22 protein-coding genes, 5 tRNA genes and 2 pseudogenes are annotated in these 25582 nt (G+C 61.9%); 13 read left to right on the top strand and 16 right to left on the bottom strand.

Going from position 1 to position 25582, the window contains the following annotated elements:
* Positions 1 to 20 precede the first annotated feature (20 nt).
* Together serS and cysG are read left to right on the top strand one after the other, a co-directional pair.
* A complete protein-coding gene (serS, locus tag OO258_RS11155) occupies positions 21 to 1301 on the top strand; it encodes a serine--tRNA ligase (RefSeq protein WP_266030397.1) in 1281 nt (426 codons plus the stop codon).
* Complete coding sequence (cysG, locus tag OO258_RS11150; RefSeq protein ID WP_266030395.1) at positions 1302 to 2693, top strand: siroheme synthase CysG; 1392 nt, start codon at positions 1302 to 1304, stop codon at positions 2691 to 2693.
* Between the two features lie 34 nt (positions 2694 to 2727).
* Here cysG and OO258_RS11145 read toward each other — a convergent pair whose 3' ends face one another.
* From OO258_RS11145 to OO258_RS11110, 8 genes are all read right to left on the bottom strand, one after another.
* Positions 2728 to 3687: a glutathione S-transferase family protein gene (locus tag OO258_RS11145; RefSeq protein WP_266030393.1), complete on the bottom strand. Its 960-nt coding sequence runs from the start codon at positions 3685 to 3687 to the stop codon at positions 2728 to 2730.
* A 94-nt stretch (positions 3688 to 3781) separates the two neighbouring features.
* Positions 3782 to 4783: a glycosyl transferase family protein gene (locus tag OO258_RS11140; protein ID WP_416309206.1), complete on the bottom strand. Its 1002-nt coding sequence runs from the start codon at positions 4781 to 4783 to the stop codon at positions 3782 to 3784.
* Between the two features lie 11 nt (positions 4784 to 4794).
* Positions 4795 to 5130, bottom strand: coding sequence for a TusE/DsrC/DsvC family sulfur relay protein (locus tag OO258_RS11135; RefSeq protein ID WP_110744613.1), 336 nt, complete (start codon positions 5128 to 5130; stop codon positions 4795 to 4797).
* Positions 5127 to 5423 (bottom strand): sulfurtransferase complex subunit TusB, encoded by a 297-nt coding sequence (gene tusB / locus OO258_RS11130; protein ID WP_266030390.1) that lies wholly within the window; start codon positions 5421 to 5423, stop codon positions 5127 to 5129. Before tusB ends, OO258_RS11135 begins: the two co-directional genes overlap by 4 nt.
* Positions 5423 to 5782 (bottom strand): sulfurtransferase complex subunit TusC, encoded by a 360-nt coding sequence (gene tusC / locus OO258_RS11125; RefSeq protein WP_266030388.1) that lies wholly within the window; start codon positions 5780 to 5782, stop codon positions 5423 to 5425. The genes tusB and tusC overlap by 1 nt, the downstream gene beginning before the upstream one ends.
* A gap of 2 nt (positions 5783 to 5784) precedes the next feature.
* A complete protein-coding gene (gene tusD, locus OO258_RS11120; protein ID WP_266030387.1) occupies positions 5785 to 6177 on the bottom strand; it encodes a sulfurtransferase complex subunit TusD in 393 nt (130 codons plus the stop codon).
* 178 nt (positions 6178 to 6355) lie between these two features.
* The gene (locus tag OO258_RS11115) at positions 6356 to 7735 is read right to left on the bottom strand and encodes a nucleobase:cation symporter-2 family protein (protein ID WP_266030386.1); all 1380 of its coding nucleotides are present in this window, start codon (positions 7733 to 7735) and stop codon (positions 6356 to 6358) included.
* A gap of 320 nt (positions 7736 to 8055) precedes the next feature.
* Positions 8056 to 8727 (bottom strand): Bax inhibitor-1/YccA family protein, encoded by a 672-nt coding sequence (locus tag OO258_RS11110; protein WP_003251184.1) that lies wholly within the window; start codon positions 8725 to 8727, stop codon positions 8056 to 8058.
* Positions 8728 to 8860: 133 nt separating this feature from the next.
* Between OO258_RS11110 and OO258_RS11105 the strand changes: the two genes are divergently transcribed.
* Positions 8861 to 8948: transfer RNA gene (locus OO258_RS11105), tRNA-Ser, on the top strand.
* Positions 8949 to 9121: 173 nt separating this feature from the next.
* Here the strand turns inward: OO258_RS11105 and mcpA (OO258_RS27645) are convergent.
* The 3 genes and pseudogenes from mcpA (OO258_RS27645) to OO258_RS11095 form a co-directional block, all read right to left on the bottom strand.
* Positions 9122 to 9718, bottom strand: a pseudogene (gene mcpA / locus OO258_RS27645) (methyl-accepting chemotaxis protein McpA); the annotation flags it as partial.
* Positions 9719 to 9976: 258 nt separating this feature from the next.
* Positions 9977 to 11008: pseudogene (gene mcpA, locus OO258_RS27640) on the bottom strand (methyl-accepting chemotaxis protein McpA); the annotation flags it as partial.
* A gap of 142 nt (positions 11009 to 11150) precedes the next feature.
* On the bottom strand, positions 11151 to 12029 hold the full coding sequence (locus OO258_RS11095; protein WP_266030383.1) for a LysR family transcriptional regulator: 879 nt from the start codon (positions 12027 to 12029) through the stop codon (positions 11151 to 11153).
* A gap of 101 nt (positions 12030 to 12130) precedes the next feature.
* Here OO258_RS11095 and OO258_RS11090 point away from each other — a divergent pair, with 101 nt between their 5' ends.
* Positions 12131 to 12559, top strand: coding sequence for a PACE efflux transporter (locus tag OO258_RS11090; protein WP_266030382.1), 429 nt, complete (start codon positions 12131 to 12133; stop codon positions 12557 to 12559).
* 49 nt (positions 12560 to 12608) lie between these two features.
* Here OO258_RS11090 and OO258_RS11085 read toward each other — a convergent pair whose 3' ends face one another.
* From OO258_RS11085 to folD, 5 genes are all read right to left on the bottom strand, one after another.
* A complete protein-coding gene (locus OO258_RS11085) occupies positions 12609 to 13670 on the bottom strand; it encodes a hypothetical protein (RefSeq protein WP_266030380.1) in 1062 nt (353 codons plus the stop codon).
* Between the two features lie 74 nt (positions 13671 to 13744).
* Positions 13745 to 14413, bottom strand: coding sequence for a GntR family transcriptional regulator (locus OO258_RS11080; RefSeq protein ID WP_266030379.1), 669 nt, complete (start codon positions 14411 to 14413; stop codon positions 13745 to 13747).
* 16 nt (positions 14414 to 14429) lie between these two features.
* A complete protein-coding gene (locus OO258_RS11075; RefSeq protein ID WP_266030377.1) occupies positions 14430 to 15131 on the bottom strand; it encodes a FadR/GntR family transcriptional regulator in 702 nt (233 codons plus the stop codon).
* Positions 15132 to 15175: 44 nt separating this feature from the next.
* Positions 15176 to 16486: a C4-dicarboxylate transporter DctA gene (locus tag OO258_RS11070; RefSeq protein ID WP_110744981.1), complete on the bottom strand. Its 1311-nt coding sequence runs from the start codon at positions 16484 to 16486 to the stop codon at positions 15176 to 15178.
* Positions 16487 to 16919: 433 nt separating this feature from the next.
* Positions 16920 to 17774, bottom strand: coding sequence for a bifunctional methylenetetrahydrofolate dehydrogenase/methenyltetrahydrofolate cyclohydrolase FolD (gene folD / locus OO258_RS11065; protein ID WP_266030376.1), 855 nt, complete (start codon positions 17772 to 17774; stop codon positions 16920 to 16922).
* Between the two features lie 270 nt (positions 17775 to 18044).
* On the opposite strand from folD, the gene OO258_RS11060 reads away from it, so the two are divergent.
* From OO258_RS11060 to lon, 9 genes are all read left to right on the top strand, one after another.
* A tRNA-Arg gene (locus tag OO258_RS11060) sits at positions 18045 to 18121 on the top strand.
* Positions 18122 to 18162: 41 nt separating this feature from the next.
* A tRNA-His gene (locus OO258_RS11055) sits at positions 18163 to 18238 on the top strand.
* 52 nt (positions 18239 to 18290) lie between these two features.
* Positions 18291 to 18375 (top strand) — tRNA-Leu (locus OO258_RS11050).
* Between the two features lie 44 nt (positions 18376 to 18419).
* Positions 18420 to 18495: transfer RNA gene (locus tag OO258_RS11045), tRNA-His, on the top strand.
* Positions 18496 to 18980: 485 nt separating this feature from the next.
* Positions 18981 to 19280, top strand: a complete 300-nt coding sequence (locus OO258_RS11040; RefSeq protein ID WP_110744983.1) for a DUF6388 family protein — start codon at positions 18981 to 18983, stop codon at positions 19278 to 19280.
* A 247-nt stretch (positions 19281 to 19527) separates the two neighbouring features.
* A complete protein-coding gene (tig, locus tag OO258_RS11035; protein ID WP_266030375.1) occupies positions 19528 to 20841 on the top strand; it encodes a trigger factor in 1314 nt (437 codons plus the stop codon).
* A gap of 91 nt (positions 20842 to 20932) precedes the next feature.
* The gene (clpP, locus tag OO258_RS11030) at positions 20933 to 21574 is read left to right on the top strand and encodes an ATP-dependent Clp endopeptidase proteolytic subunit ClpP (protein ID WP_009683825.1); all 642 of its coding nucleotides are present in this window, start codon (positions 20933 to 20935) and stop codon (positions 21572 to 21574) included.
* A 108-nt stretch (positions 21575 to 21682) separates the two neighbouring features.
* Positions 21683 to 22966 carry an ATP-dependent Clp protease ATP-binding subunit ClpX gene (gene clpX, locus OO258_RS11025; RefSeq protein WP_110744985.1) on the top strand — a complete coding sequence of 428 codons (1284 nt, stop codon included), beginning with the start codon at positions 21683 to 21685 and terminating at the stop codon, positions 22964 to 22966.
* Positions 22967 to 23130: 164 nt separating this feature from the next.
* Positions 23131 to 25527 (top strand): endopeptidase La, encoded by a 2397-nt coding sequence (gene lon, locus OO258_RS11020; protein WP_110744986.1) that lies wholly within the window; start codon positions 23131 to 23133, stop codon positions 25525 to 25527.
* Positions 25528 to 25582: the final 55 nt, after the last annotated feature.

Below are 25582 nucleotides of genomic sequence, written 5' to 3'. Positions count from 1 at the left end.
ACACATAACGAGAGAACGATATGCTCGATTCCAAACTGTTACGCGGCCAACTTCAGGAAGTGGCGGATCGCCTGGCCTCCCGTGGCTTCAGCCTGGATGTCGCGCGCATCGAATCACTGGAAGAGCGCCGCAAGGCGGTGCAGACCCGCACCGAGCAACTGCAGGCCGAGCGTAATGCCCGTTCCAAGTCCATTGGCCTGGCCAAGGCCAAGGGCGAAGATATCGCGCCGCTGATGGCTGACGTTGAGCGCATGGCCAACGAACTGGCTGCCGGCAAGGCCGAGCTGGATGAGATCCAGGCCGAGCTGGACGGCATCTTGTTGACCATCCCGAACCTGCCTGACGCCAGCGTACCGGTCGGTGCCAGCGAAGACGACAACGTCGAAGTGCGCCGTTGGGGCACGCCGAAGGCCTTCGACTTCGCAATCCAGGACCACGTCGCCCTTGGCGAGGTTAGCGGTGGCCTTGACTTCGAAGCCGCTGCCAAGCTGTCCGGCGCGCGTTTTGCCGTGCTGCGTGGGCCGATCGCCCGCCTGCACCGTGCCCTGGCGCAGTTCATGATCAACCTGCACACCGGCGAGCACGGCTACGAGGAGCACTACACCCCGTACCTGGTGCAGGCCCCGGCCCTGCAGGGTACCGGCCAGCTGCCGAAGTTCGAGGAAGACCTGTTCAAGATCACCCGTGAAGGCGAGGCGGACTTCTACCTGATCCCGACCGCCGAAGTGTCGCTGACCAACCTGGTGGCCGGGGCAATCCTCGACGCCAAGCAACTGCCGTTGAAACTGGTCGCGCACACCCCTTGCTTCCGCAGTGAAGCCGGCGCTTCTGGCCGTGACACTCGCGGCATGATCCGCCAGCACCAGTTCGACAAGGTCGAGATGGTGCAGGTGGTGGAGCCGGCCAAGTCGATGGAAGCCCTGGAAGGCCTGACTGCCAACGCCGAGCGCGTGCTGCAACTGCTGGAGCTGCCGTACCGTGTGCTGGCCCTTTGCACCGGCGATATGGGCTTTGGCGCGGTGAAAACCTATGACCTGGAAGTGTGGGTGCCTAGCCAGGACAAATACCGCGAGATCAGCTCGTGCTCCAACTGCGGCGACTTCCAGGCGCGCCGCATGCAGGCCCGCTGGCGTAACCCGGAAACCGGCAAACCAGAGCTGGTGCACACCCTCAACGGCTCTGGCCTGGCGGTGGGCCGTACCCTGGTGGCCGTGCTGGAAAACTACCAGCAGGCCGACGGCTCGATCCTTGTGCCGGAAGTGCTGAAGCCGTACATGGGCGGCGTCGAGGTCATCCGCTAAATGGATTACCTGCCGCTGTTCCACAAGCTGCAGGGCGGCCGCGTGCTGGTCGTCGGCGGCGGCGAAATTGCCCTGCGCAAAGCGCGCCTGCTGGCGGATGCTGGCGGTGTGCTGCGCGTGGTGGCGCCGGATGTCGACGGCCAGCTGGCCGCGATGGCCAGGGAAGGTGGCGGTGAGGTGCTGGTGCGTGGCTATCAGGCCGCCGACCTGGTCGGCTGCCGGCTGGTGATTGCGGCGACCGACGACCCTGGGCTGAACGCCCAGGTGTCGGCCGATGCACAGGCCCTCAGCCTGCCGGTCAACGTGGTGGATGCGCCAGCCCTGTGTACGGTGATATTCCCGGCGATCGTCGACCGTTCACCGCTGGTGATTGCGGTATCCAGCGGCGGTGACGCCCCGGTTTTGGCGCGTTTGATTCGCGCCAAGCTCGAGGCCTGGATCCCGGCAGCCTATGGTGAGCTGGCCGGGTTGGCGGCGCGTTTCCGGCACAAGGTCAAAGCCTTGTACCCGGACGTCAACCAGCGACGCGGCTTCTGGGAAACCGTGTTTCAGGGGCCGATTGCCGAGCGCCAGCTGGCCGGGCAGGGCGCCGAAGCCGAGCGTCTGTTGCAGGCGATGGTAGAAGGCGCGCCGCTGCAGCAGGGCGGTGAGGTGTACCTGGTAGGGGCGGGCCCGGGTGATCCGGACTTGCTCACCTTCCGTGCCTTGCGCCTGATGCAGCAGGCCGATGTGGTGCTGTACGACCGCCTGGTAGCGCCCGCCATCATCGAGATGTGCCGGCGTGATGCCGAGCGCATCTACGTAGGCAAGCGCCGCGCTGACCATGCCGTGCCCCAGGACCAGATCAACCGCTTGCTGGTCGATCTGGCCCAGCAGGGCAAGCGCGTGCTGCGCCTGAAGGGTGGCGACCCGTTTATCTTCGGCCGGGGCGGCGAAGAGATCGAAGAGCTGGCCGAGCATGGCATCCCGTTCCAGGTGGTGCCGGGCATTACTGCCGCCAGTGGCTGCTCCGCGTATGGCGGGATTCCGCTGACTCACCGCGACTACGCGCAATCGGTGCGCTTCGTCACGGGCCATCTGAAAGACGGCACCAGCAACTTGCCGTGGAATGACCTGGTGGCGCCGTCCCAGACACTGGTGTTCTACATGGGGTTGGTGGGCTTGCCGACCATCTGCGCCGAGCTGATCAGTCATGGTCGGGCGGCAAGCACCCCGGCGGCGTTGGTGCAGCAGGGGACTACGCGTAACCAGCGGGTGTTTACCGGTACACTGGCAGACTTGCCGGACCTGGTGGCCCAGCATGAGGTGCATGCGCCGACCCTGGTGATTGTTGGGGAAGTGGTGCAGCTGCGCGACAAGCTGGCCTGGTTCGAAGGTTCGCAGAACAGCTGAGAACGTTTGGGGCTGCAATGCAGCCCCGGCTTTCTCAAGCCTGCCAAATTCCTTTACCCACCAACCGCGCTCGATCATGCGCCAAGCCAAAGTCCTGCAAAGGCCCTTTAGGCACGATCCCGTTCGGGTTGATGGTCTTGTGGCTCATGTAATAGTGCTTCTGGATATGCTCCATATCCACGGTCCCCGCCACTCCCGGCCACTGGTACAGCTCACGCAGCCAGTTCGACAAGTTGTGGTAGTCGCTGAGGCGCCGCAGGTTGCACTTGAAATGCCCGTGGTACACCGCATCGAACCGCACCAGCGTGGTAAACAGGCGTACATCTGCCTCGGTCAGGTACTCACCGGCCAGGTAGCGATTGCGGCTCAGCAAATCTTCCAGATAATCGAGTTCGTTGAACACATCGTCAAATGCCGCCTCGTAGGCGTCCTGCGTTGTGGCAAAGCCGGCGCGATACACGCCGTTGTTCACCGCCGGGTAAATGCGCCCGTTCAGTGCCTCGATAGCCGGGCGCAGTGGCTCGGGGTAGAGGTCCAGGGTATTGCCGGTCAGCTCGTTGAACGCGCTGTTGAAAATACGGATGATTTCTGCCGACTCATTGTTGACGATGCGCTTTTCTTGCTTGTCCCACAGCACAGGCACAGTCACGCGGCCGGTGTAGTGCGGGTCATCCTGGGTATAGCGCTGGTGCAGGTACTGCAGGGCGTCGAGGTGGTCACCGCTGGAGCCTTGCTGCTGGTCGAAGGTCCAGCCATGGTCTTGCATCAGCCAGCTGACCACCGATACGTCGATCAAAGGCTCCAGGCCTTTTAGCGCGCGAAAGATCAGGGTGCGGTGGGCCCATGGGCAGGCGAGCGACACGTACAGGTGGTAGCGGCCGGCCTCGGGGGCGGGCAACTGATTGCGGCGTTGGGCGTTTTCGCGTTTGAACGTGCCGTCCTTGCCGTTTTCATACCACTGGTCATGCCAGCGGCCGTCGATCAAAAGGCCCATGGTGAGCTCCTGAAACAAAGTTGTTTGTCGTTGGAGCCCAGTCTAGGCCAAATCGTTCGAACGAATAGCGCAAATATCGGGGTTTTATAATCGATCAAATCGATTTGTTTCGTGTATCCCAGTAGCCTTGGGCGGTCGCAAAGGCCTGCTCACGGTCCTGTCCCAAACCGCGCAGGGCCAGGGCCATGGTCGCAATCAGGGCCTTCTCGCCGTAGCTGTCTTCCACTTCCCCGCGCCAGAACGCCTGCAAGTGCTCGGCCTGCAGGCTGGCTGGTTTGACGTGGCGGCGCTCGCTCAGCGCCGGCCACTCTTCGTCCCACGCTTCGCCTGCGGTGGTGCCGTAGAGGTGGCTGATGACATCCGGGTTGACTTCGATCTCGCCGCCATCACCCTTGATCACCACGGCATGGTCGCCGAGCAGGCGGCTGGCCTCCCGGTGCACCGCTTGGTAACCGGGGTGGAAGATGCTCTGCAGACCACAGCGTGCGCCCAGGGGGTTGAGCACCCGGGCCAGGGAGTGGATTGGCGAGCGCAGGCCCAGGGTGTTGCGCAGGTCGATCATGCGCTGCAACTGCGGCGCCCAGTCGTGCAGCGGGAAAAACGCCAGATGGTGCTGGTCCAGCGCGTTTTCGACTGCAGCCCAGTCGCGGCACAGCGGGATCTGCAACAGGTCGAGCAACTGCTCGGTGTACATGCGCCCGGCGGTATGTGCGCCGCCGCCGTGCATCAGGATGCGCACACCGTTGCCGGCCAGGCATTTGGCGGCCAGCAGGTACCAGGGCAGGTGGCGCTTCTTGCCGGCGTAGGTCGGCCAGTCCAGGTCCACGGCGATGCGCGGCGCCTGCAAGTGGGCACGCAGGGCTTCGGTGAAGCCGGCCAGCTCTTCGGCGCTTTCTTCCTTGTGCCGCAGCAGCATCAGGAAAGCGCCGAGCTGGGTGTCCTCGACCTTACCCTCCAGCAGCAGGGTCATGGCCGCGCGTGCCTCCTCACGGGTCAGGCCGCGCGCGCCGCGCTTGCCTTTGCCGAGAATGCGCACGAATTCGGCGAACGGGTGTTCGGCGGGGGTTTCCAGGGTAAGCGGGCGAACGTCAATCAAGGATGGTTGGGTCATATGCAGTTGGTCGGCTTGGGCAGGCCCGCCAGCTTGGCGGCAAGTTTGGCGGGGGTGCCGTTGAACAGACGGTTCAGGTGCGGGCTGTTGCCCTTGTCCGGGCCCAGCTTCAGGGCGGTGTACTTGATCAGCGGGCGAGTGGCCGGTGATAACTGGAATTCCTGATAGAACTGGCGCAGCAGTTCGAGGATTTCCCAGTGGTCCGGCGTCAGCGCAATGCCTTCGCGCTCGGCCAAGGCTTCGGCGGCAGCATGGGACCAGTCTTGCAAGTCGACCAGAAAGCCGTCCTTGTCCACGGCGATCGCCTGATCGCCAACGGTAAGCGTATTCATAGCCAGCTGTTGACCTTGTCGTATTGCAGCGACAGTTCGACGAAACCGGCGTAGTCCACGGCCTTGGCCAGGTCGTTGCCGATCGCGCGGGCTTGCAGGTCTTCGTCCAGCGCGAACAGGCGCTGAGCCAGGCCGGCATCGTGCAGTTGGCGGTGCGGTTCGCTGTCGCTACGCAGGGCGTATACCGCATCGCCACACAACATCAAGGCGTCATCGGTGCCGAGCAGGCGCAGGCAGCTGGCCAAGCGGTCGTCACCAAACGGGGAGTGGGCAAGTACATGCAAGGTTGTCATCAGAGTGTTACCACCTGGTCGAAACGGGCGATCAGCGCGGTCAGTGCCGCGTCATCGAGCACTTGCACCGGCAGCGTCAGGCTATCGGCGGCCAGGCCACGGCGGGCCAGGCTGTGGCTGCAGGCGAACAGTTCTTCGACGCCGAACATTGGCAGCGCCTGCAGGTTGGCGGCCAGGTTCTTCTGTTCCACGGCGGCAGGTTGCTGGCCGGGTGCAAGCTGGAAAACGCCATCATCGAGGAACAGCATGCCCAGCGGCAGGTCGAATGCGCCGCCGGCCAGGGCGATGTCCAGTGCTTCGCGGGCGGATGGGCCCCTCCACGGGGCCTGACGGCTGATGATCAACAAGGATTTGGCCATGGTCAGTCGCCTCCGAAGCAAACAAGGCGGTCGGCAACTTGCGCTGCTTCGTGCAATTGGCCCAGGCCGGACAGCTCCCATGGTTTGGGCAGGTTGATGGCCGGGCGCTGGTAACGGTTGGCTTCCGCTTCGTCGAGCACGCCACGGCGCAGGGCGGCGGCGATGCACACCACCGCGTCCAGCTGATGGGCCTCGATAAAGGCACGCCACTGAGCGGCCACATCGACTTCGTCCTGGGGGGCGACCACGTTGGCCGAGGCACTGTGCACCCCGTCCTGGTAGAAAAACAGCCGGGCAATCTCATGCCCGCCGGCCAGTACCGCCTCGGCGTAGCGCAAGGCGCGCCGCGAGGAGGGCGCATGGGCCGGGGAGAACACCGCGATAGCGAATTTCATGGATAACTCATGCAAAGGAATGCTGCCATGATAAAGCAAAAAAGCCCGCGCCCGCTTGTGCAAGCGGCGTGGGCTTTGTATGTATCCGTGTGTGCTGCGCGCCCCCTGTAGGCGCGGCACCTTGTGTCGCGATGAGCTGCAAAGCAGCCCCCATCGCCCTAACAGGCAGGCACCCTACTCAAGCCTGCTCCTTGCTCTCCGGCAAGAACCAGTTCAGTACCAGCGCGCAGATCCCCCCAGTCGCCACACCCGACTCCAGCACATTGCGAATCGCCGCCGGCATATGCGCCAGGAACTCCGGCACCTGCGCCACGCCCAGGCCCAGCGCCAACGACACGGCAATGATCAGCAGTGCACGACGGTCCAGCCGGGTGCTGGCCAGAATATTGATACCCGACGCCGCAACCGCCCCGAACATCACCATGGCCGCGCCACCCAGCACCGGCTCCGGCACTGCCTGGATCACCCCGGCAACGCTCGGGAACAGCCCCAGCAGCACCAGCATCACGGCAATCCACATACCGATGTGGCGACTGGCGATACCGGTCAGCTGAATCACCCCGTTGTTCTGGGCAAAGATCGAACTGGGGAACGTGTTGAAGACACCGGCCAGCAGCGAGTTGGCACCGTTGACCAGCACGCCACCCTTGATCCGCTGCATCCATACCGGCCCTTCGACCGGCTGGCGCGACACCTTGCTGGTGGCGGTAACATCACCGATGGCTTCCAGCGAGGTGACCAGGTAAATCACCAGCATCGGAATGAACAGCGCCCACGAGAAGCTCAGGCCAAAGTGCAGCGGGGTCGGCACCTGGAACAGCGCGGCTTCGTGCATGCCGGTGAAGTCCAGGCGGCCCATGTAGCCGGCCAGCGCGTAACCGACCGCCAGGGCGATGACGATGGCGCAACTGCGCATCCACACCACGGGTACGCGGTTGAGGATCACGATGATCGCCAGCACCACGCCCGACAGCAGCAAGTTATCGCCGTTGGCAAAGGTGCCGTTGGCCATGGCGCCAAAGCCACCGCCCATGCTGATCAGACCTACCTTGATCAAGGTCAGGCCAATCATCAGCACCACGATACCGGTCACCAGCGGCGTGATCAGGCGTTTGACGAACGGCAGAATGCGCGACACGCCCATCTCCACGAACGAGCCCGCAATCACCACGCCGAAGATGGCGGCCATCACACCCTCTGCCGGCGTGCCTTGCTTGACCATCAGCGCGCCGCCCGCAATCAGCGGGCCGACGAAATTGAAGCTGGTGCCCTGCACGATCAGCAGCCCGGCGCCGAACGGGCCAAAGCGCTTGCACTGAACGAAGGTGGCGATACCCGAGATCACCAACGACATGGAAACGATCAGGTTGGTATCGCGCGCAGAAACGCCTAGCGCCTGACAGATCAGCAGGCCTGGGGTAACGATCGGCACGATGATCGCCAGCAGATGCTGCAGGGCAGCCAGCAGGCCGATCAGCAGCCGCGGCTTGTCCTCCAGGCCAAGCACCAGTTCATTGGCAGGCGCCGCTGCGCCTGGGCTGTGTTCGTGTGAGCTCATTGCTGAAAGCCGCCCCGGAAGAAAAAAGGAGCGCATTCTACGGGGTGATGAGGGATTGGGGTAGAGAAAAGCACGATGGCGGCACGATCGGCGAGCATTTGCCTGGATATCTGACTTTTTGGTCAATAATTACGGTTGGCAGGGGCGTGGGGGCAGGTGTCCGGCTTGAGTTATTGGGAGGGGCAGAAATCGAGCGCCGCCCGCGCGGCGCTTGATTTATCAGGCGCTGAACCTCTACCGACGTACACCCCGAACCCCAATCCCCTTTCGAAAATCCACAAAAAAGCCCGCCGAAGCGGGCTTTCTCACACAGCAATCAATCAGTCATCACGACCCATGATGCCAAACAACTGCAGCAGGCTGACAAACAGGTTGTAGATCGACACATACAGGCTGATCGTCGCCATGATGTAGTTACGCTCGCCACCATGAATGATCGCGCTGGTCTGGAACAGGATGCACACCGACGAGAACAGCACGAAGCCCGCGCTGATCGCCAGTTGCAGGCCGCTGATCTGGAAGAAGAAGCTGGCAACGACAGCACCCAGCAAAACGAAGAAGCCTGCAGTGATGAAACCACTGAGGAAGCTCATGTCCTTGCGGGTAATCAGCACGTAGGCCGACAGACCGCCAAACACCAGCGCCGTCATGGCAAATGCCGAACTGACCACTTCAGCGCCACCGGCCATGCCCAGGTAGCGGTTGAGGATAGGGCCGAGGATGAAGCCCATGAAGCCGGTGAGGGCAAAGGTAGACACCAGGCCCCAAGCCGAGTCACGCAGTTTGTTGGTAAGGAAGAACAGCCCGTAGAAGCCGATCAGCACCACGAACACATTCGGGTAGCCGACGCGCATCTGCTGGGCAACGAAGGCCATGACACCGCTGAAGGCGAGGGTGAGCGCCAGCAGGCTGTACGTGTTGCGCAGGACCTTGCTGATCTCCTGCTGCTCGACCTGCTGGCCGTGGTGTACGGCGTAATCCTGTTCGCGCATGGCGACACTCCTTGGTAAACCTGTGGTTTCGAACGTTCAGATGCTAGGAGTCTATCAGAGCTCCTGCAACCCGCGACACAGAGAGTTTGACAGCGTGTTTCATTAAGGTATTATGGCGGCCGCAAAACAAGCTGGAAGCGTGGCCGAGTGGTTTAAGGCAACGGTCTTGAAAACCGTCGATGGGCAACTATCCTAGAGTTCGAATCTCTACGCTTCCGCCATATTTTCAAACAAAAGCCCCGATTATTCGGGGCTTTTGCGTTTCTGGCTTTCTGCGCGCTCAGGCCTTGTTCAGAACCCTTGCGCTGCCACCTGGCGCCGTCGAGCACAGGGGTGGCAGCTGTTTCTCCTGCGAAGCCGAATGGCCGCGCCTGAGCGGTGTGGGCGTGTTCGGTCAGATCCTGAAACTACCCACCAGTTGCTTCAACCGCCCGGCCTGCTGTGCCAGCTGGTCGCAGTGGCGCAGGGTTTCGTTGAGGTTCTCCACACCTTGCTGGTTCAAGGCGTTGATCTGGGTGATGTCCAGGTTCAGGCTTTCGACCACGGCGGTCTGCTCCTCAGTGGCCGTAGCTACCGACTGGTTCATGCCATCGATCTCGCCGATACGCTGGGTCACGCTGGCCAGACGCTCGCCGGCCTGGTTGGCCACCTGCACCGTCTGCTCGCTGGAAACCTGGCTGGTGTTCATGGTGTGCACCGCTTCGCGCGAGCCCACCTGCAGGCTGGTGATCATGCGGTGGATTTCTTCCGCCGATTCCTGGGTACGGTGCGCCAGGTTGCGCACCTCGTCGGCGACCACGGCGAAGCCTCGGCCAGCCTCACCGGCACGTGCCGCCTCGATCGCGGCGTTCAGCGCCAGCAGGTTGGTCTGCTGCGAGATGCCCTTGATCACGTCGAGGATCTTGCCGATTTCGTCGGTGCTGGCGTTGAGCGTTTCAATCTGCGCGCACGACTCGCTGATGCGCTGCGACAGGGCAGTCATGGCGCTGATCGCTTCTTCCACCACTTCACGGCCACCGTGGGCCTGTTCGCTAGCGCCGCTGGCATGCTGCGAGGCATCGGCGGCGTTGCGGGCAATTTCCTGAGTGGCGGCACCCAGTTCGTTGATGGCCGCCGCAACGCTGTTGGTGCGCATGCTCTGTTCTTCGGAGCCGCTGATCGAGGCGTTGGATGCGCTGACCACTTTCTCCGACAGGTCATGCACCAGGCGGGTGGCAGATGACACCTCACTGATCGACGCATGAATCCGCTCGACAAAGCGGTTGAACGAGGTGGCCAGCTCACCGAATTCGTCCTTGTTCTGCACCACTAGGCGGCGGGTCAGGTCACCTTCCCCCTCGGCGATGTCGCGCATGGCGCGGCCCATGGTGGTCAGTGGGCGCATCAGCACCGGGATCAACAGGCCGAGCAGGCCGGCGATGGCGGCCACCGCGATCAGCATGGCAATGATTGCCGAGGTGCGGAACTGGCTGAGTGCAGCGTAGGCCTTGTCCTTGTCGATCGACAGGCCGATGTACCACTGCGCCGAAGGCAGGCCGGCGACCGGGGCGAACGAGATGATCCGGTCCTGGCCGTTGAGGGTGACATCCTGCATCCCGGCGGCAACCCGCAGGTTGCTGCCGGGGTAGATGTCCTTGAGGTTCTTCATCACCTGGTCTTTGTTGGGGCTGACGATCACCTGGCCATTTGCGTCGGCCAGGAAGGCGTGGCCCATGCCGCCGAAATCGACCGAGTTGATGATTTCGACCAGGGTATCGAGGGTCACGTCACCACCGACCACTCCGATCAGCTCGCCATTGCTCTTGCTTTTCACCGGGGTGGCGATGGTCACCATCAGGCCGCCGACCGCGCCCTGGTACGGGGCGGTCAGCACGGTTTGCCCGGCGTTGGCGGCGGCGCCATACCATGGGCGCTGACGTGGGTCGTAACCGGCGGGCATCTGGGTATCCGGGCGCTGGGTGAAGACGCCGTTAGCCTGGCCCAGATAGGTGAACAGGAAATTGCGCGTATAGGACGGCTGCTCGATCAGCCCGGCCAGGCTGTCGCCGGTGCCTTGCTGGCCGATGTCCTGGGACAGGTTTTCCAACACCAGGATCCGCCCGCTCATCCAGTTCTGCACGCTGCTGGCAGTCAGCGCACCGGACTGCTGCACCGACGCTTCGATGTTCTGGCGGATGGTGTTGCGTTGCAGGTAGTCGTTGTAGAGCGTGAACAGGGCAAATGCCAGGACCACGACGCCGCCGGCGCTGAGCAGGATCTTGTGGCGAAATTTCAGGTTCATGTTTCGAGACCTTGAGCCAGGGAGGGGAGGGCGCAGCGCGCTCATGACGTTCTGCGGGGCCTATCGACCGAGATATCGGCTCAATGGGTAAAAGATTGAAGCACTTACAGAAATTTCTTACGGGCCTTTCGACGGACGGCAGTCAAGGATTGGCCAGTTGCTCGATCAGCAGCTTTGCCGCCTGCTGTAGCGGCTGTTCCTTGCGCCACAGGACATGCACCGGCAGCTGCAATTCGTTGCGCGTATTGCGAAAATCCAGGCGTAACAGGCGCCCGTTTTGCAGCAGCGGGGCAACTCGTGACAACGGCAGGTCGCCCCAGCCCAGGCCGGCTTCGACCATCTGCAGGGCCAGGTCGAAGCTGTCGGTTGCCCAGTGTGTGGCGCCGATCAAGGGTCGCGGGTCTGCCAGCGGCAGGTCGCGGCTGCGCACCAGAATCTGGCGCACCTGGGTCAGGTCCTCGAGGTAGTGGATGCGCCCCTCGCGCAACGCCGGGTGGGTCGGTGCCAGAATGGCCACCAGCGCCTCCATGCCGATGTGGTGAAAACCCCGGCGAGCGTCCATCTGCAGGCTGGCGAAGGCCACACAAAGATCGGCACGGCCGCTGTCCAGCAGGTGCAGGGCTTCTTCCTGTGGCGCACTGAGCAGGGTGATGTCGAGTAACGGGTAGCGCTCACCCAGGTTGGCGATGGCCGCCAGCAGGGGACGGTGGTCGATGTCAGGTACCACCGCAAGGGTCAGGCTGCTCTCCAGCCCTTGGGACAGCTCAAGGGCGTGCACCTGAAGCAGCCCCAGTTGCTCGCCAATCAGCCGGGCGTGCGGCTCCAGGGCCAAGGCCTGTGCGGTTGGGCGAACCTCGCGCGGGCCACGCACGAACAGGCTGTAACCCAGTTCTGCTTCCAAATTGCCGATGGCCATGCTCACGGCTGAGGGGACGCGCTTGAGGGCGCGGGCCGCGGCGGAAAACGAACCGCGGTCGAGCACGGCGAGAAACAGCTGGATGTTGTCGCTGGAAAAGTTCATGGCAGCCTCCTGTCAGTAGATCTGACAGCTGCTGACTTTTGCTGTCAAGCATGGTGAAGCATCATCACGCCCCACGCTATTGTCATTGGAGGTAACCCCGGGTGCAGGGACTGAAACGCAAACTGGTCTACGTGACTTGCTATGAACTGATCGGGTTGTGCATGTCGACCCTCGGGCTGGCCTACCTGTCGGACACCCAGGCGTCACATACCGGACCGCTGGCGGTGATGATCACCACCATCGCCATGCTCTGGAACCTGATCTACAACACCTTGTTCGAGCGCTGGGAGAGCCGCCAGGCCAAGCGCGGGCGCAGCGTGGCGCGGCGGGTGGCGCATGCCATCGGCTTCCAGCTGACGCTGGTTGTTTACCTGATCCCGCTGATTGCCTGGTGGCTGGACATGACATGGGTGGAAGCGTTGCTGGTGGACATGGCGTTTATCGTGCTGATCCCTTGCTACACCTTTGTCTACAACTGGGCGTTTGACCGCATCTTCGGGTTGCCCACCTCGGCGTTGGCGACGGTCTGACCAGGCTTGTAGCGGCCGTATCGCCGCTCCGCGACTTTTCTTACATAGCCTAGGGCGGCAGACGAATGATCAAGGGTTCCTGCGGCTGCCGCACCTGCTGTTCTTCCGCTGGTTCCACGGGCCGCGGCGCACTGGCCAGCAAACTGTCCTCCACCTGCCCCGACAGGTAATACACCCCTGCCATGGCCCCGCTTTGGCGGTTCTCCATCAGCTCCTGCCACTCTTGGTTCAGGGCCACGTTGAGGATTACCCGCAACTGCTCGACCATCTGCGGGTGGTCGCGGTCATGGGTCATCATCCCGTATCCGGCGGCGGCAATCGAAATCATCGCCCCTGCCACCTTGCCCACCGCGGACGCCACGGCACTGGCAATGCCACGCGGGGCCAGGGTGGCGCCAAGTTTTTCGCTGGCCTGGTTGGCGACCGAGCTGAGCCCGACATCCGTCCTGCCAGGGCCTTTGAGGGCCTGTTGGTGCAAGTGCTGGCGCATGGCCTGCCAAGCGGGTTGCTGGTCCAGCGACTTGGCCCGCAGCAGCGTATAGAGGCTGGCATTGCGCGCATCGGGCGGCCCCAGGTTGATGGCAGGGATGCGGTTGAGCCGTTGGCTGAATTGTTCGGGTGGAGCGTTGTAACGGCTGATGATGGCCGGCAGCTGCTGGCCAAGCAGTTGCACATACAGTTCACTGGCGCGGTCGCGGATGCCTTCGGGGTTTATCTGCTCGGCTACCGGCTCGATTACCCGCTCGTGGTACTGCTCCTGCAGGTACAGGGCGAGGCGCTTTTCTGCTGGCTCCCGGCCTTCACCACTATCGAGCTTGTACCAGGCCACTTTGAGGGTCAGCCATTGTTGAGTCCAGTAACCGGTAAACCAGGGGATGAAGTCACTTTCAGTGCGTCGTTGCACCTGTTCCTTCCACACCCGCATCGAGCGACGGGCGTAGTCGTTGGCCGAGCCAGCGGCGCCGACCGAAGCATCGATCAATTCCTGGTCGATACGTTGCCAGGCGGCGGGGGTGAGCACAGCCGGTGGCGGTGGGGCAGGCGGGCGCTTGCCTGCGCAGCCGCCCACGGCCAGCAGAAAGCACAGCGACAAAATGATGCGAGAACTCACGCGACCGCCTCCCTGGTAGAGGCTGGGTGGTGTTCCGAGTATAGGGGCCGCAAGGCCCCGCAGGGATCGCGTCGTTAATTCAGATCGAGCTTTTCTTCCAGGCGGTCGAGGTGCGTGTGCATCAGCCCCAGTGCCGTCTCGGCATCGCCCAGTTCCACGGCGTCGATGATCGCCGCATGCTCTTCCCAGGCACAATGGTCGCAGCATGGCGATTCGTAGCGGGCAATGATCAGCGAGGTCATTGGCACCAGGCCATTGAGGAACCGCGCCAGTGGCGCATTGGCCGCGACCTGGGCCAGCTTCAGGTGAAACTCACCGCCCAGGCGGATTGCCGCACAACGCTCGCCACTTTCATGGTGCTGGCGCTCGCGTTCCACCAATTGCCGCAGCTGCCGTACCTGAGCCGGGCGGGCGCGCTGGGCGGCCAGGGTGATCAGCGTTGTCTCGGCCAGGCGCCGGGCGCTGAGCACCTGGCGTGCCTGGTCCGGGTCGGGCGCCGCCAGGTGAGCAGTGTGGCTGGGGCGCTGCACCACCACTTGCTGGTCGGACAAGCGCCCGAGCACGCGGCGGATCACCGTGCGGCTGACCCCAAAGGCATGGCCCAGCGCCTGCTCGGGCAGCAGGCTGCCGGGCGGCAGGCGCTGTTCGAGAATGGCGTCGAACAGCCGCGGGTAGATCTGCTCGGCTGACAGGCGGGTTTCGCCGGCCGCGAGCAGGGCAGGCAGGTGGGGGGCGGCGTTCATGGTCGCTCTCCTCGGGTCATGGATGCGGGTGTTCGTCCGGGATGTTCAGTGGGATGCCCATGCGCGAGCCTTCGGCGAGGATGTGCTGGCGCATCTGGGCGCTGGCCTGGGCGCTGTTGCGTTCGCGTATGGCGCGCACCACTGCTTCGTTTTCTTTCAGCCGCGCGGCCAGGTGTTCAGGCGAGTTGCGCAGCATGTCGGCGCTCTGCTTGAGGGCATTGCCGGTTTGCTGCACCACGCTCTGGAAGATCGGGTTGGTGGTCAGGGCGAACAGCGCCTCGTGGAAGGCAATGTAGGCCTTGACCCCGGCTTCGCAGTCATCGGCTTCCAGCGCTTCGCGCATGTCCATCAGGGTCAGGCGTAACTGGCCGATGTCCTGGCTGTTGGCCGACTGTGCCACCAGGCCGACGATGAACGGTTCAAGGGTGTAGCGCAGTTCCAGTACGTCGGCCAGGCTGGCCGCCGCGCTGGTGTCCAGGCCCGGTTCCTGAGCAGTATCGGCATCCAGCACCAATACGCCCTTGCCCGGCAGTGAGCGCACCAGGCCCAGGGTTTCCAGCACGGTCACCGCTTCGCGCAGGCTCGGGCGACTGATGCCCAGTTGCTCGGCCAGCTCGCGCTGGCCTGGCAGCATGTCGCCGCTGCGCCATTGGCCGCGGGCCAGGGCGTGGCGCAGTTTTTCTACCACTGAATTGACGACGGTTGATGAGCTGATCACGTTTTGCTCCTGGATGGGCCGGCTTCAGTGCCGGCCACGTTCACTCAGAATTCCTGTTGATGTGCAGCGGGCTGCTTGCGCGGCGCAGGGGCAAAGCCAGGTTTGCCGGCGAGCACATTCTGCGCGCGCTCCAGGTCGATGTCCTTTTCCCAGCGGGCGATGGCCACGGTCGCCACACAGTTGCCAATCAGGTTGGTCAACGCCCGGCCGATCCCCATGAACCAGTCCACTGCCAGTACCAGCACCAGGCCGACCACCGGAATCGCCGGCACGGCGGTCAGGGTGGCGGCAAGGATCACCAGCGCCGAGCCTGGGATGCCGTGAGCACCCTTGGAAGTCACCAGTGACACCAGCAGGATGGTCAGCAGGTCGGTCATCTCCAGCGGCGTGCCCGTGGCATTGGCGATGAACACGATGGCCAGGGTCAGGTAGATGGAGAAACCATCGAGGTTGAACGAGTAACCGGTGGGGATTACCAGGCCGACCGTGGACGTGCCAATGCCCAGGTGTTCCAGTTTGCGCATGATCTGTGGCAGCACGGCGTCTGAAGAGGCGGTGCCGAGGACGATGGTCAGTTCTTCACGCAGGTACTTGATCAGCGGCAGCAGCTTCAAGCCCGACAGGCGCATCACCGTGCCCAGCACGATCAGCACGAAGCCGGCGCACGTCAGGTAGAACAGTGCGACCAGCCCGCCCAGGTGCTGCAGCGACTCCAGGCCGTATTTGCTGGTGGTGAAGGCGATGGCGCCGAACACGCCGATCGGTGCCAGGCGTACGATCATGCCCATGATGCGGAAGATTACATGGCTCAGTTCGTTGATCAGCCGCGAAATACCCGCAGCCGAGTCACCCACCAGGTTCAACGCGCTACCGAACAGCACCGAGAACAGCAATACCTGAAGAATGTTGTTGTCGGCGAACGCGCCGATCACCGAGGTGGGAATCAGGTCCATGAAGAACGCGGTGGCGCCGTGGATGTGCTGGCCCCGTTCGGCCAGGCTGCTGGCGTCGGCGCTGGACAGCTGGTCCAGATGGATATTGGCGCCGCTGCCAATGCCGCTGCTGAAGGCGAACACCAGGCCGATCACCAGCGCCAGGGTGGTCAGCACCTCGAAGTAGATCACTGATTTCAGGCCGATGCGCCCGACCTTTTTCAGGTCACCGGCGCCCGAGATGCCGCTGACCACCACGCAGAACACGATCAGGCCGATAAGCATCTTGATCAGCTTGATGAAGCCGTCGCCGAGGGGTTTGAGTTGCAGGGAAAGGTCGGGGAAGCTTAGGCCGCAGGCGATGCCGAGGGCAAGGCCGAGCACGACTTGCAGGAATATCGAACGCGAGCACCATTTGAGCATGGGAGAAGTCTCAGATCGGTGTCCTTGCTTCGGTAGCCGCACGGGGCGAAAGAGCGCAGGACTTAATTATTGTGGTCTTACCGGTTTGTTCAGCGCGAAGCCATAAAAGCGCGAAAAAACTGCCATTGCAAGGTTTTTTGGCCTTACCGGTCTGACCAGTTATGGGGCAATCCGGCCTGCTGGGCTCTAGTTCGGTGCGTGCCGCCCGATCAAATGGGCTAAACCGCGACCGCAGAGTCCGGCCCCGCCGTCGAGACGGGGATGAAGTCCAGTGCCAACACCGATGTTGCAATCGGCTTGCCAACCCTTCCCCGGGGGGGCGGTACTGGTCGGCACCGCGCACGCAGCGCCAACGCCGCCGCCTCGCACGGTACCTTTTCGACGGGCAAAAAAAACGGCACCTGCCAGAGGTGCCGTTTTATTACACGCGGTATTACTTGTGCAGCTCTTCCGCTGCATACAGCGTGTTTTCCAGCAGGCAGGCCCGGGTCATTGGCCCGACGCCGCCCGGCACCGGGGTGATCCAGCCAGCGCGCGGCAGGGCAGTCTCGTAAACCACGTCGCCGACCAGCTTGCCGTCTTCCTGGCGGTTGATGCCCACGTCGATGACGATGGCGCCTTCCTTGACCCACTCACCCTTGACCAGGCCTGGTTTGCCGGCAGCCACGACCACCAGGTCGGCGCGGCCAACATGGCCGGCCAGGTCTTTGGTGAAGCGGTGGCAGACGGTCACGGTGCAGCCGGCCAGCAGCAGTTCCATGGCCATCGGCCGGCCAACGATGTTGGATGCGCCGACGATCACTGCGTTCATGCCGTACAGGTCCTGACCGGTGCTTTCCAGCAGGGTCATGATGCCTTTTGGCGTGCACGGGCGCAGCAGCGGGATGCGCTGGGCCAGGCGGCCGATGTTGTAGGGGTGGAAGCCGTCCACGTCCTTGTCCGGGCGAATGCGCTCGAGCAGCAGCGAGGCATCCAGGTGGGCCGGCAACGGCAGCTGTAGCAGGATGCCGTCGACGGCCGGGTCGTCATTGAGGCGGTCGATCAGCTCGGTGAGGGTATCTTGCGTGGTTTCGCTAGGCAGGTCGAACGCCTGCGAAATGAAGCCGACCTCTTCGCAGTCCTTGCGCTTGTGCGAGACATAGACTTGGGAAGCAGGGTCGGTGCCGACCAGGATCACCGCCAGGCCCGGAGTACGCAGGCCTTGCTGGCGACGCTCCACGACACGTTGAGCGATCTGCTGGCGCAAGCTGGCGGCGATTGCCTTGCCATCGATTAGGTGTGCAGTCATAGACGCGTGATTAACCATCGAGAAGGAAACAATAAAGAGCGCGCATTCTCGCACGACACGCGCCAAGGGCAAAGGCGGGTGGTCGGGCAAATGCCCTAACCCCTTAAATAATTTAAATTTTTTTGAAAAAGGTGTTGACGACTTTTGGGGTCGCCTATAAGATTCGCCGCACTTGTCGGGCACAGCCTAGCACTGGTTGGCTAAGTCGGGCAGAATAAGTGGTTTGGCAGTTACCTGTTAAATGCTTGTTCGGTTAGGCTTCAAGCTTAAGCGCCCGTAGCTCAGCTGGATAGAGCATCCGCCTTCTAAGCGGATGGTCGCAGGTTCGAGTCCTGCCGGGTGCGCCATTAGGCAGCTTTGGCAAGCAAGTAGGCGGTAATGCAATATGGTGGGCGTAGCTCAGTTGGTAGAGCGCTGGATTGTGATTCCAGTTGTCGTGGGTTCGATTCCCATCGTCCACCCCATATTCTTCAAGGGCGCCTCAGTTGTACATGGCGCCTTTGTTTTAAGCGTTACGCGGACGTGGTGAAATTGGTAGACACACTGGATTTAGGTTCCAGCGGCGCAAGCTGTAAGAGTTCGAGTCTCTTCGTCCGCACCATGCTTCTGTAAGGCTGTACCGCAACAACGCAAGACCGCAATATGGTGGGCGTAGCTCAGTTGGTAGAGCGCTGGATTGTGATTCCAGTTGTCGTGGGTTCGATTCCCATCGTCCACCCCATATTTTTGAAAAGGCGCCTTGATCGTGAGATCGGGCGCCTTTTTTGTTTTGGGGTTTTTTTGGGGGGTGGGGTGCCTGGCTTTGGGGTTTTTGCGTCAGTGAGATCGAGCGCCGCCCGCGCGGCGCTTCGCGGGACAAGCCCGCTCCCACATCTGTTTCGGGCCAATCCATCCTGTCCCAGGCGCGCGCGACCGCCTTGTTTGTATGGCGCGATGTCGAGGTGAGCGCCGAGGTGTTCGCGCGCAAATCCCACAGGAATAATTGGCCCGAAACTGATGTGGGAGCGGGCTTGTCCCGCGAAGCGCCGCGCTGGCGGCGCTCGATCTTATAGGCGCTGCAGGGCTCGCATCGACCCCTCGCAGGCGCTGCGAGCCTCAAATCGATGCCATCCACCCCTTGCAATCCTCTGGTGGCACCCCAATAAAAGCTGTTAGATTTCAGCTGGTTGAAACACCGGCCCGGTTGGCCGGCAGAGGAACAACCCAATGATTGCAAAAGAAGCCCGTCAGGCTATGGCGCTACAGCGCTTTGCCGAGGCCAATCCGCAACTGCTCGAGGAAATCCGCGAGCTGGATGCGCGGGAGCAGGCCCAGCAGATCGAGTGGGCGTTCGAGGATGCGGCTGAAGAGCAGGGTATTCAGCCCTGGGAACTGGCGCTGCAGCTGATCGCCGAAACCCCGGAGCAGTTGCGCGCCATGCGCCTGGAGACGCACCGTGAGGTGGCCGAAGCGCTGGGCGTGGAATGGGAAGAATACTGCCAGTTCAACGAAGTCGATCCTGAATAAAGGAAGCGAATTCGCTGCTGGAAGTTGTTTGACAAGGTATTTCGGTTGTATTGCGCCACTGGCGTGGTGCGGCCATTGATGAGGCAGGCCCGTCGCCATGTCGAACGGGCCTTGAAAGTTAATCGACCGGCGTGGTTTCCCGTCGTCCCGTGTGGGGTGACTTCTGCTGCGCGACTCACTAGAATGCTTGCCCTTGATTCTGGAGTCGGGCTAACGCCGGCTAACGTCTGTGCAACGAGGAATATCCATGCAAGTTTCTGTTGAAAACACTTCCGCTCTCGAGCGCCGCATGACCATCGCCGTTCCGGCCGAGCGCGTCGAGAACGAAGTCAACAAGCGTCTGCAACAGACTGCCAAGCGCGCCAAGGTTGCCGGCTTCCGTCCAGGCAAGGTGCCAATGAGCGTGATCCGTCAGCGCTTCGAAGCCGATGCCCGTCAGGAGGCTTTCGGTGACCTGGTCCAGGCTTCCTTCTACGAAGCCATCGTCGAGCAGAAACTGAACCCGGCTGGCGCTCCGGCTGTAGAGCCGAAGTCCTTCGAAAAGGGCAAGGACCTGGAGTTCGTCGCCATCTTCGAAGTGTTCCCGGAGTTCACTGTTGCTGGCCTGGAGTCGATCAACGTCGAGCGCCTGAGCGCCGAAGTGGCTGACGCCGACCTGGACAAGATGCTGGAAGTGCTGCGCAAGCAGAACACCCGCTACGAGGCCGTCGAGCGCGCCGCGCAGACCGACGACCAGGTCAACATCGATTTCGTCGGCAAGGTCGACGGTGAAGTGTTTGCCGGTGGGTCGGCCAAGGGCACCCAGCTGGTACTGGGCTCCGGCCGCATGATCCCTGGCTTCGAAGATGGTCTGGTGGGCGCCAAGGCTGGCGAAGAGCGCGTTGTCAACGTGACCTTCCCAGAGGACTACCAGAACCTCGACCTGGCTGGCAAAGCCGCCGAGTTCACCATCACCGTCAACAGCGTTTCCGCCCCTGTGCTGCCAGAGCTGAACGAAGAGTTCTTCGCCCAGTTCGGCATCAAGGAATCGACCCTGGAAGGCTTCCGCGCCGAAGTTCGCAAGAACATGGAGCGTGAGCTGCGCCAGGCGATCAAGACCAAGGTGAAGAACCAGGTCATGGACGGTCTGCTGGCCGCCAACCCGATCGAAGTGCCGAAAGCCCTGCTGGAAAATGAAGTCAACCGTCTGCGCGTGCAGGCTGTTCAGCAGTTCGGCGGCAACATCAAGCCAGAGCAACTGCCGGCCGAGCTGTTCGAAGAACAAGCCAAACGCCGCGTGGTCCTGGGCCTGATCGTTGCCGAAGTGGTCAAGCAGTTCGAGCTGAAGCCGGACGACGCCAAGGTTCGCGAGATGATCGAAGAAATGGCCTCGGCTTACCAGGAGCCTGAGCAGGTCATCGCCTGGTACTACAAGAACGACCAGCAACTGAACGAAGTGCGTTCGGTTGTGCTGGAAGAACAAGTTGTAGATACTGTTCTGCAGAAAGCGACTGTGACCGACAAGTCGGTCTCGTACGAAGATGCTGTCAAACCAGCCGAGGCTCCTGCCGCAGCTGAGTAACAGGCTTCTCTCGTAGGAAACCCCCACAAGCCAGCCTTCGAGCTGGCTTGTGCGTTATCAAGCCATGACTATTTGGGAGTGAGCGCAGGACATGTCCCGCAATTCTTATATTCAGCAGAGCTCTGACATCCAGGCCGCAGGCGGCCTGGTCCCGATGGTTATCGAGCAGTCCGCCCGTGGCGAGCGCGCTTACGACATCTACTCGCGCTTGTTGAAAGAGCGAGTGATCTTCCTGGTTGGCCCGGTCGAAGACTACATGGCCAACCTCGTCGTTGCGCAGATGCTGTTCCTCGAAGCGGAAAACCCGGACAAGGATATCCATCTGTACATCAACTCGCCGGGTGGCTCCGTCACTGCCGGTATGTCGATCTACGACACCATGCAGTTCATCAAGCCGGACGTCTCGACCATCTGTATTGGCCAGGCCTGCAGCATGGGTGCCTTCCTGCTGGCTGCCGGTGCCAAAGGCAAGCGTCACTGCCTGCCTAACTCGCGTGTGATGATTCACCAGCCACTGGGCGGTTTCCAGGGGCAGGCCACCGATATCGAGATCCACGCCCAGGAAATCCTCAATATCAAAGCGCGCCTGAACGAGCTGCTGGCCTACCACACCGGCCAGGACCTCGAGACCATCAAACGTGACACCGAGCGTGACAATTTCATGAGCGCCTCGCGCGCGGCCGAGTACGGTCTGATCGACTCGGTCTACGACAAGCGGCAACTGGCCTCCTGAACCGGGGTGTCAGAGCAGGTAGGCGCGGAAAGCGCCTACCTGCGGACTTGAAAAAGCCCGCAATTGCCTTCATCTTGTGTTGCAAGCCTACCGGATTGGATCGATCGAATGACTGACACCCGTAACGGCGAGGACAGCGGCAAATTGCTCTATTGCTCCTTCTGCGGCAAAAGCCAGCACGAAGTGCGCAAATTGATTGCCGGGCCCTCGGTATTTATCTGCGACGAGTGCGTCGACCTGTGCAATGACATCATCCGTGAGGAGGTGCAGGAAGCCCAGGCCGAGAGCAGCGCGCACAAATTGCCTTCGCCGAAAGAAATCAGCGGCATCCTGGACCAGTACGTGATTGGTCAGGAGCGCGCGAAGAAGGTGCTGGCCGTAGCGGTGTACAACCACTACAAGCGCCTGAACCAGCGTGACAAGAAGGGTGACGAAGTCGAACTGGGCAAGAGCAATATCCTGCTCATCGGGCCGACCGGCTCGGGCAAGACCCTGCTCGCCGAAACCCTGGCACGCCTGTTGAACGTACCGTTTACCATTGCTGACGCCACCACCCTGACCGAAGCCGGTTATGTGGGTGAGGACGTTGAAAACATCATCCAGAAGCTGTTGCAGAAGTGCGACTACGACGTGGAAAAGGCCCAGATGGGCATTGTCTACATCGACGAAATCGACAAGATCTCGCGCAAGTCGGACAACCCGTCCATTACCCGTGATGTCTCGGGCGAGGGCGTGCAGCAGGCACTGCTGAAACTGATCGAAGGCACCGTGGCCTCGGTTCCGCCGCAAGGCGGCCGCAAGCACCCGCAACAGGAATTCCTGCAGGTTGATACCCGCAACATCCTGTTCATCTGCGGTGGCGCGTTCTCGGGCCTGGAAAAGGTCATCCAGAACCGCTCCACCAAAGGTGGCATCGGGTTTGGTGCCGAAGTGCGCAGCAAGGAAGAGGGCAAGAAGGTTGGCGAGTCCCTGCGTGAGGTCGAGCCGGACGATCTGGTCAAGTTTGGCCTGATTCCGGAATTCGTCGGCCGTTTGCCGGTACTGGCTACCCTCGACGAACTGGATGAGGCTGCATTGATGCAGATCCTCACCGAGCCGAAAAACGCCCTTACCAAGCAGTATGCCAAGCTGTTCGAGATGGAAAGCGTCGACCTCGAGTTCCGCAGCGATGCGCTCAAGGCCGTTGCACGCAAGGCCCTGGAGCGCAAAACCGGCGCCCGTGGCCTGCGTTCGATCCTCGAAGGCGTGCTGCTCGACACCATGTACGAGATTCCTTCGCAGAAGGATGTCAGCAAGGTGGTGATCGACGAGAGCGTCATCGAAGGCACCTCGCAGCCGCTGATGATCTACGAGAACAGCGAGCCGCAAGCCAAGGCCGCGCCAGACGCCTGATTCAGGCAATGGCCGGTTCACGGTTGCAAATCAGAAGGGGGCCTGCGGGCCCCTTTCTGCTTTTCCTGCGCTAGCGCTTGTAATTTCCAAAGCCTGCCCCCACATTAGGTCCAAGCATCATTTCCACCGGTTTCCGGCCATAAGGCCGCTGTAGAGGCGAAATCATGAAGACCACCCTCGACTTGCCTCTTTTGCCATTGCGCGATGTCGTTGTTTACCCGCACATGGTTATCCCGCTGTTCGTGGGGCGCGAAAAATCCATCGAAGCCCTCGAGGCGGCGATGACGGGCGAAAAGCAGATTCTCCTGCTGGCCCAGAAGAACCCAGCTGATGACGACCCGGGCGAGGACGCCTTGTACCGTGTCGGTACCGTTGCCACCGTGCTGCAATTGCTGAAGCTGCCTGACGGCACCGTCAAGGTGCTGGTCGAGGGCGAGCAGCGTGGCGCGGTCGAGCGTTTCACCGAAGTAGAAGGGCACATCCGTGCCGAAGTTTCCCTGATCGACGAAACCGACACCGCCGAGCGCGAGTCGGAAGTGTTCGTGCGCACGCTGCTGTCGCAATTCGAGCAGTATGTGCAGCTGGGCAAGAAAGTCCCTGCCGAAGTGCTGTCGTCGTTGAACAGCATCGAAGAGCCCGGCCGCCTGGTCGACACCATGGCCGCCCACATGGCCCTGAAGATCGAGCAGAAGCAGGAAATTCTTGAAATCGTCGACTTGGCCACCCGTGTCGAGCACGTGCTGGCGCTGCTGGATGCCGAGATCGACCTGCTGCAGGTCGAAAAGCGCATTCGCGGCCGGGTCAAGAAACAGATGGAGCGCAGCCAGCGCGAGTACTACCTGAATGAGCAGATGAAGGCCATTCAGAAGGAGCTTGGCGATGGTGACGAAGGCCACAACGAAGTCGAAGAGCTGAAGAAGCGCATCGAAGCCGCTGGCCTGCCCAAGGACGCCCTGACCAAGGCCCAGGCCGAGCTGAACAAGCTCAAGCAGATGTCGCCGATGTCCGCTGAGGCAACCGTGGTGCGCTCGTACCTTGACTGGCTGGTGCAGGTGCCGTGGAAGGCCCAGAGCAAGGTACGCCTGGACCTGACCAAGGCCGAGGAAATCCTCGATGCCGACCACTATGGCCTGGAGGAGGTCAAGGAGCGCATCCTTGAGTACCTCGCCGTGCAGAAACGCGTCAAGAAAATCCGTGGCCCGGTCCTGTGCCTGGTCGGGCCGCCCGGCGTTGGTAAGACCTCGCTGGCCGAGTCGATCGCTGCCGCCACCAACCGCAAGTTCGTGCGCATGGCCTTGGGTGGCGTGCGTGACGAGGCCGAGATTCGTGGCCATCGCCGCACCTACATCGGTTCCATGCCCGGTCGCCTGATCCAGAAGATGACCAAGGTGGGCGTGCGCAACCCGCTGTTCCTGCTCGATGAAATCGACAAGATGGGCAGCGACATGCGCGGCGACCCGGCTTCGGCGCTGCTGGAAGTGCTCGACCCGGAGCAGAACCACAATTTCAACGACCACTACCTGGAAGTCGACTACGACCTCTCGGACGTGATGTTCCTCTGCACCTCGAACTCGATGAACATCCCGCCGGCGCTGCTGGACCGGATGGAAGTCATCCGCCTGCCGGGCTACACCGAGGACGAGAAGATCAACATTGCGGTCAAGTACCTGGTGCCGAAGCAGGTCAAGGCCAACGGCTTGAAGAAGGACGAGCTGGAGGTCGATGTCTCGGCGATCCGTGACATCATTCGCTTCTACACCCGCGAAGCCGGTGTGCGAGGGCTGGAACGCCAGATCGCCAAGGTTTGCCGCAAGGTGGTCAAGGAACATACCGGGCAGAAGCAGGTCAAGGTCAAGGTGGCCAGCGAGCAGCTGGAGCACTTGCTGGGCGTGCGCAAGTTCCGCTACGGCCTGGCCGAGCAACAGGACCAGATCGGCCAGGTTACCGGCCTGGCCTGGACCCAGGTGGGCGGCGAATTGCTGACCATCGAAGCCGTGGTCATCCCCGGCAAGGGTCAGCTGATCAAGACCGGCTCGCTGGGCGATGTCATGGTCGAATCGATTACGGCTGCACAGACCGTGGTGCGTAGTCGCGCCCGCAGCCTGGGGATTGCCGCGGACTTCCACGAGAAGCACGACGTGCATATCCACATGCCTGAGGGCGCCACGCCGAAGGACGGCCCGAGCGCCGGCATAGGCATGTGCACCGCGCTGGTGTCGGCGCTGACGCAGATTCCGGTACGTGCCGATGTGGCCATGACCGGCGAAATCACCCTGCGTGGCCAGGTGCTGGCCATTGGCGGTTTGAAGGAAAAACTGCTGGCGGCACACCGTGGCGGGATCAAGACGGTGATCATTCCGGAGGAGAATGTTCGCGACTTGAAAGAGATTCCGGAAAATATCAAGCAGGATCTGCAGATCAAACCGGTCAAATGGATTGACGAAGTCCTGCAAATTGCGCTGCAATACGCCCCGGAGCCCTTGCCAGATGTGGCTCCGGAGATTGTCGCGAAAGACGAGAAGCGCGACGGCGATGCTAAGGAAAGAATCAGCACGCATTAGTAGTTTTTGGCTGGGGGGCTTTCCTTGACAGTATTTTCGGCGCCTTGCTATAAAG

The organism is Pseudomonas sp. DCB_BI (assembly GCF_026240995.1).
Classification (GTDB): Bacteria; Pseudomonadota; Gammaproteobacteria; order Pseudomonadales; family Pseudomonadaceae; genus Aquipseudomonas.
This window is presented reverse-complemented; position numbering and strand designations above follow the sequence as displayed.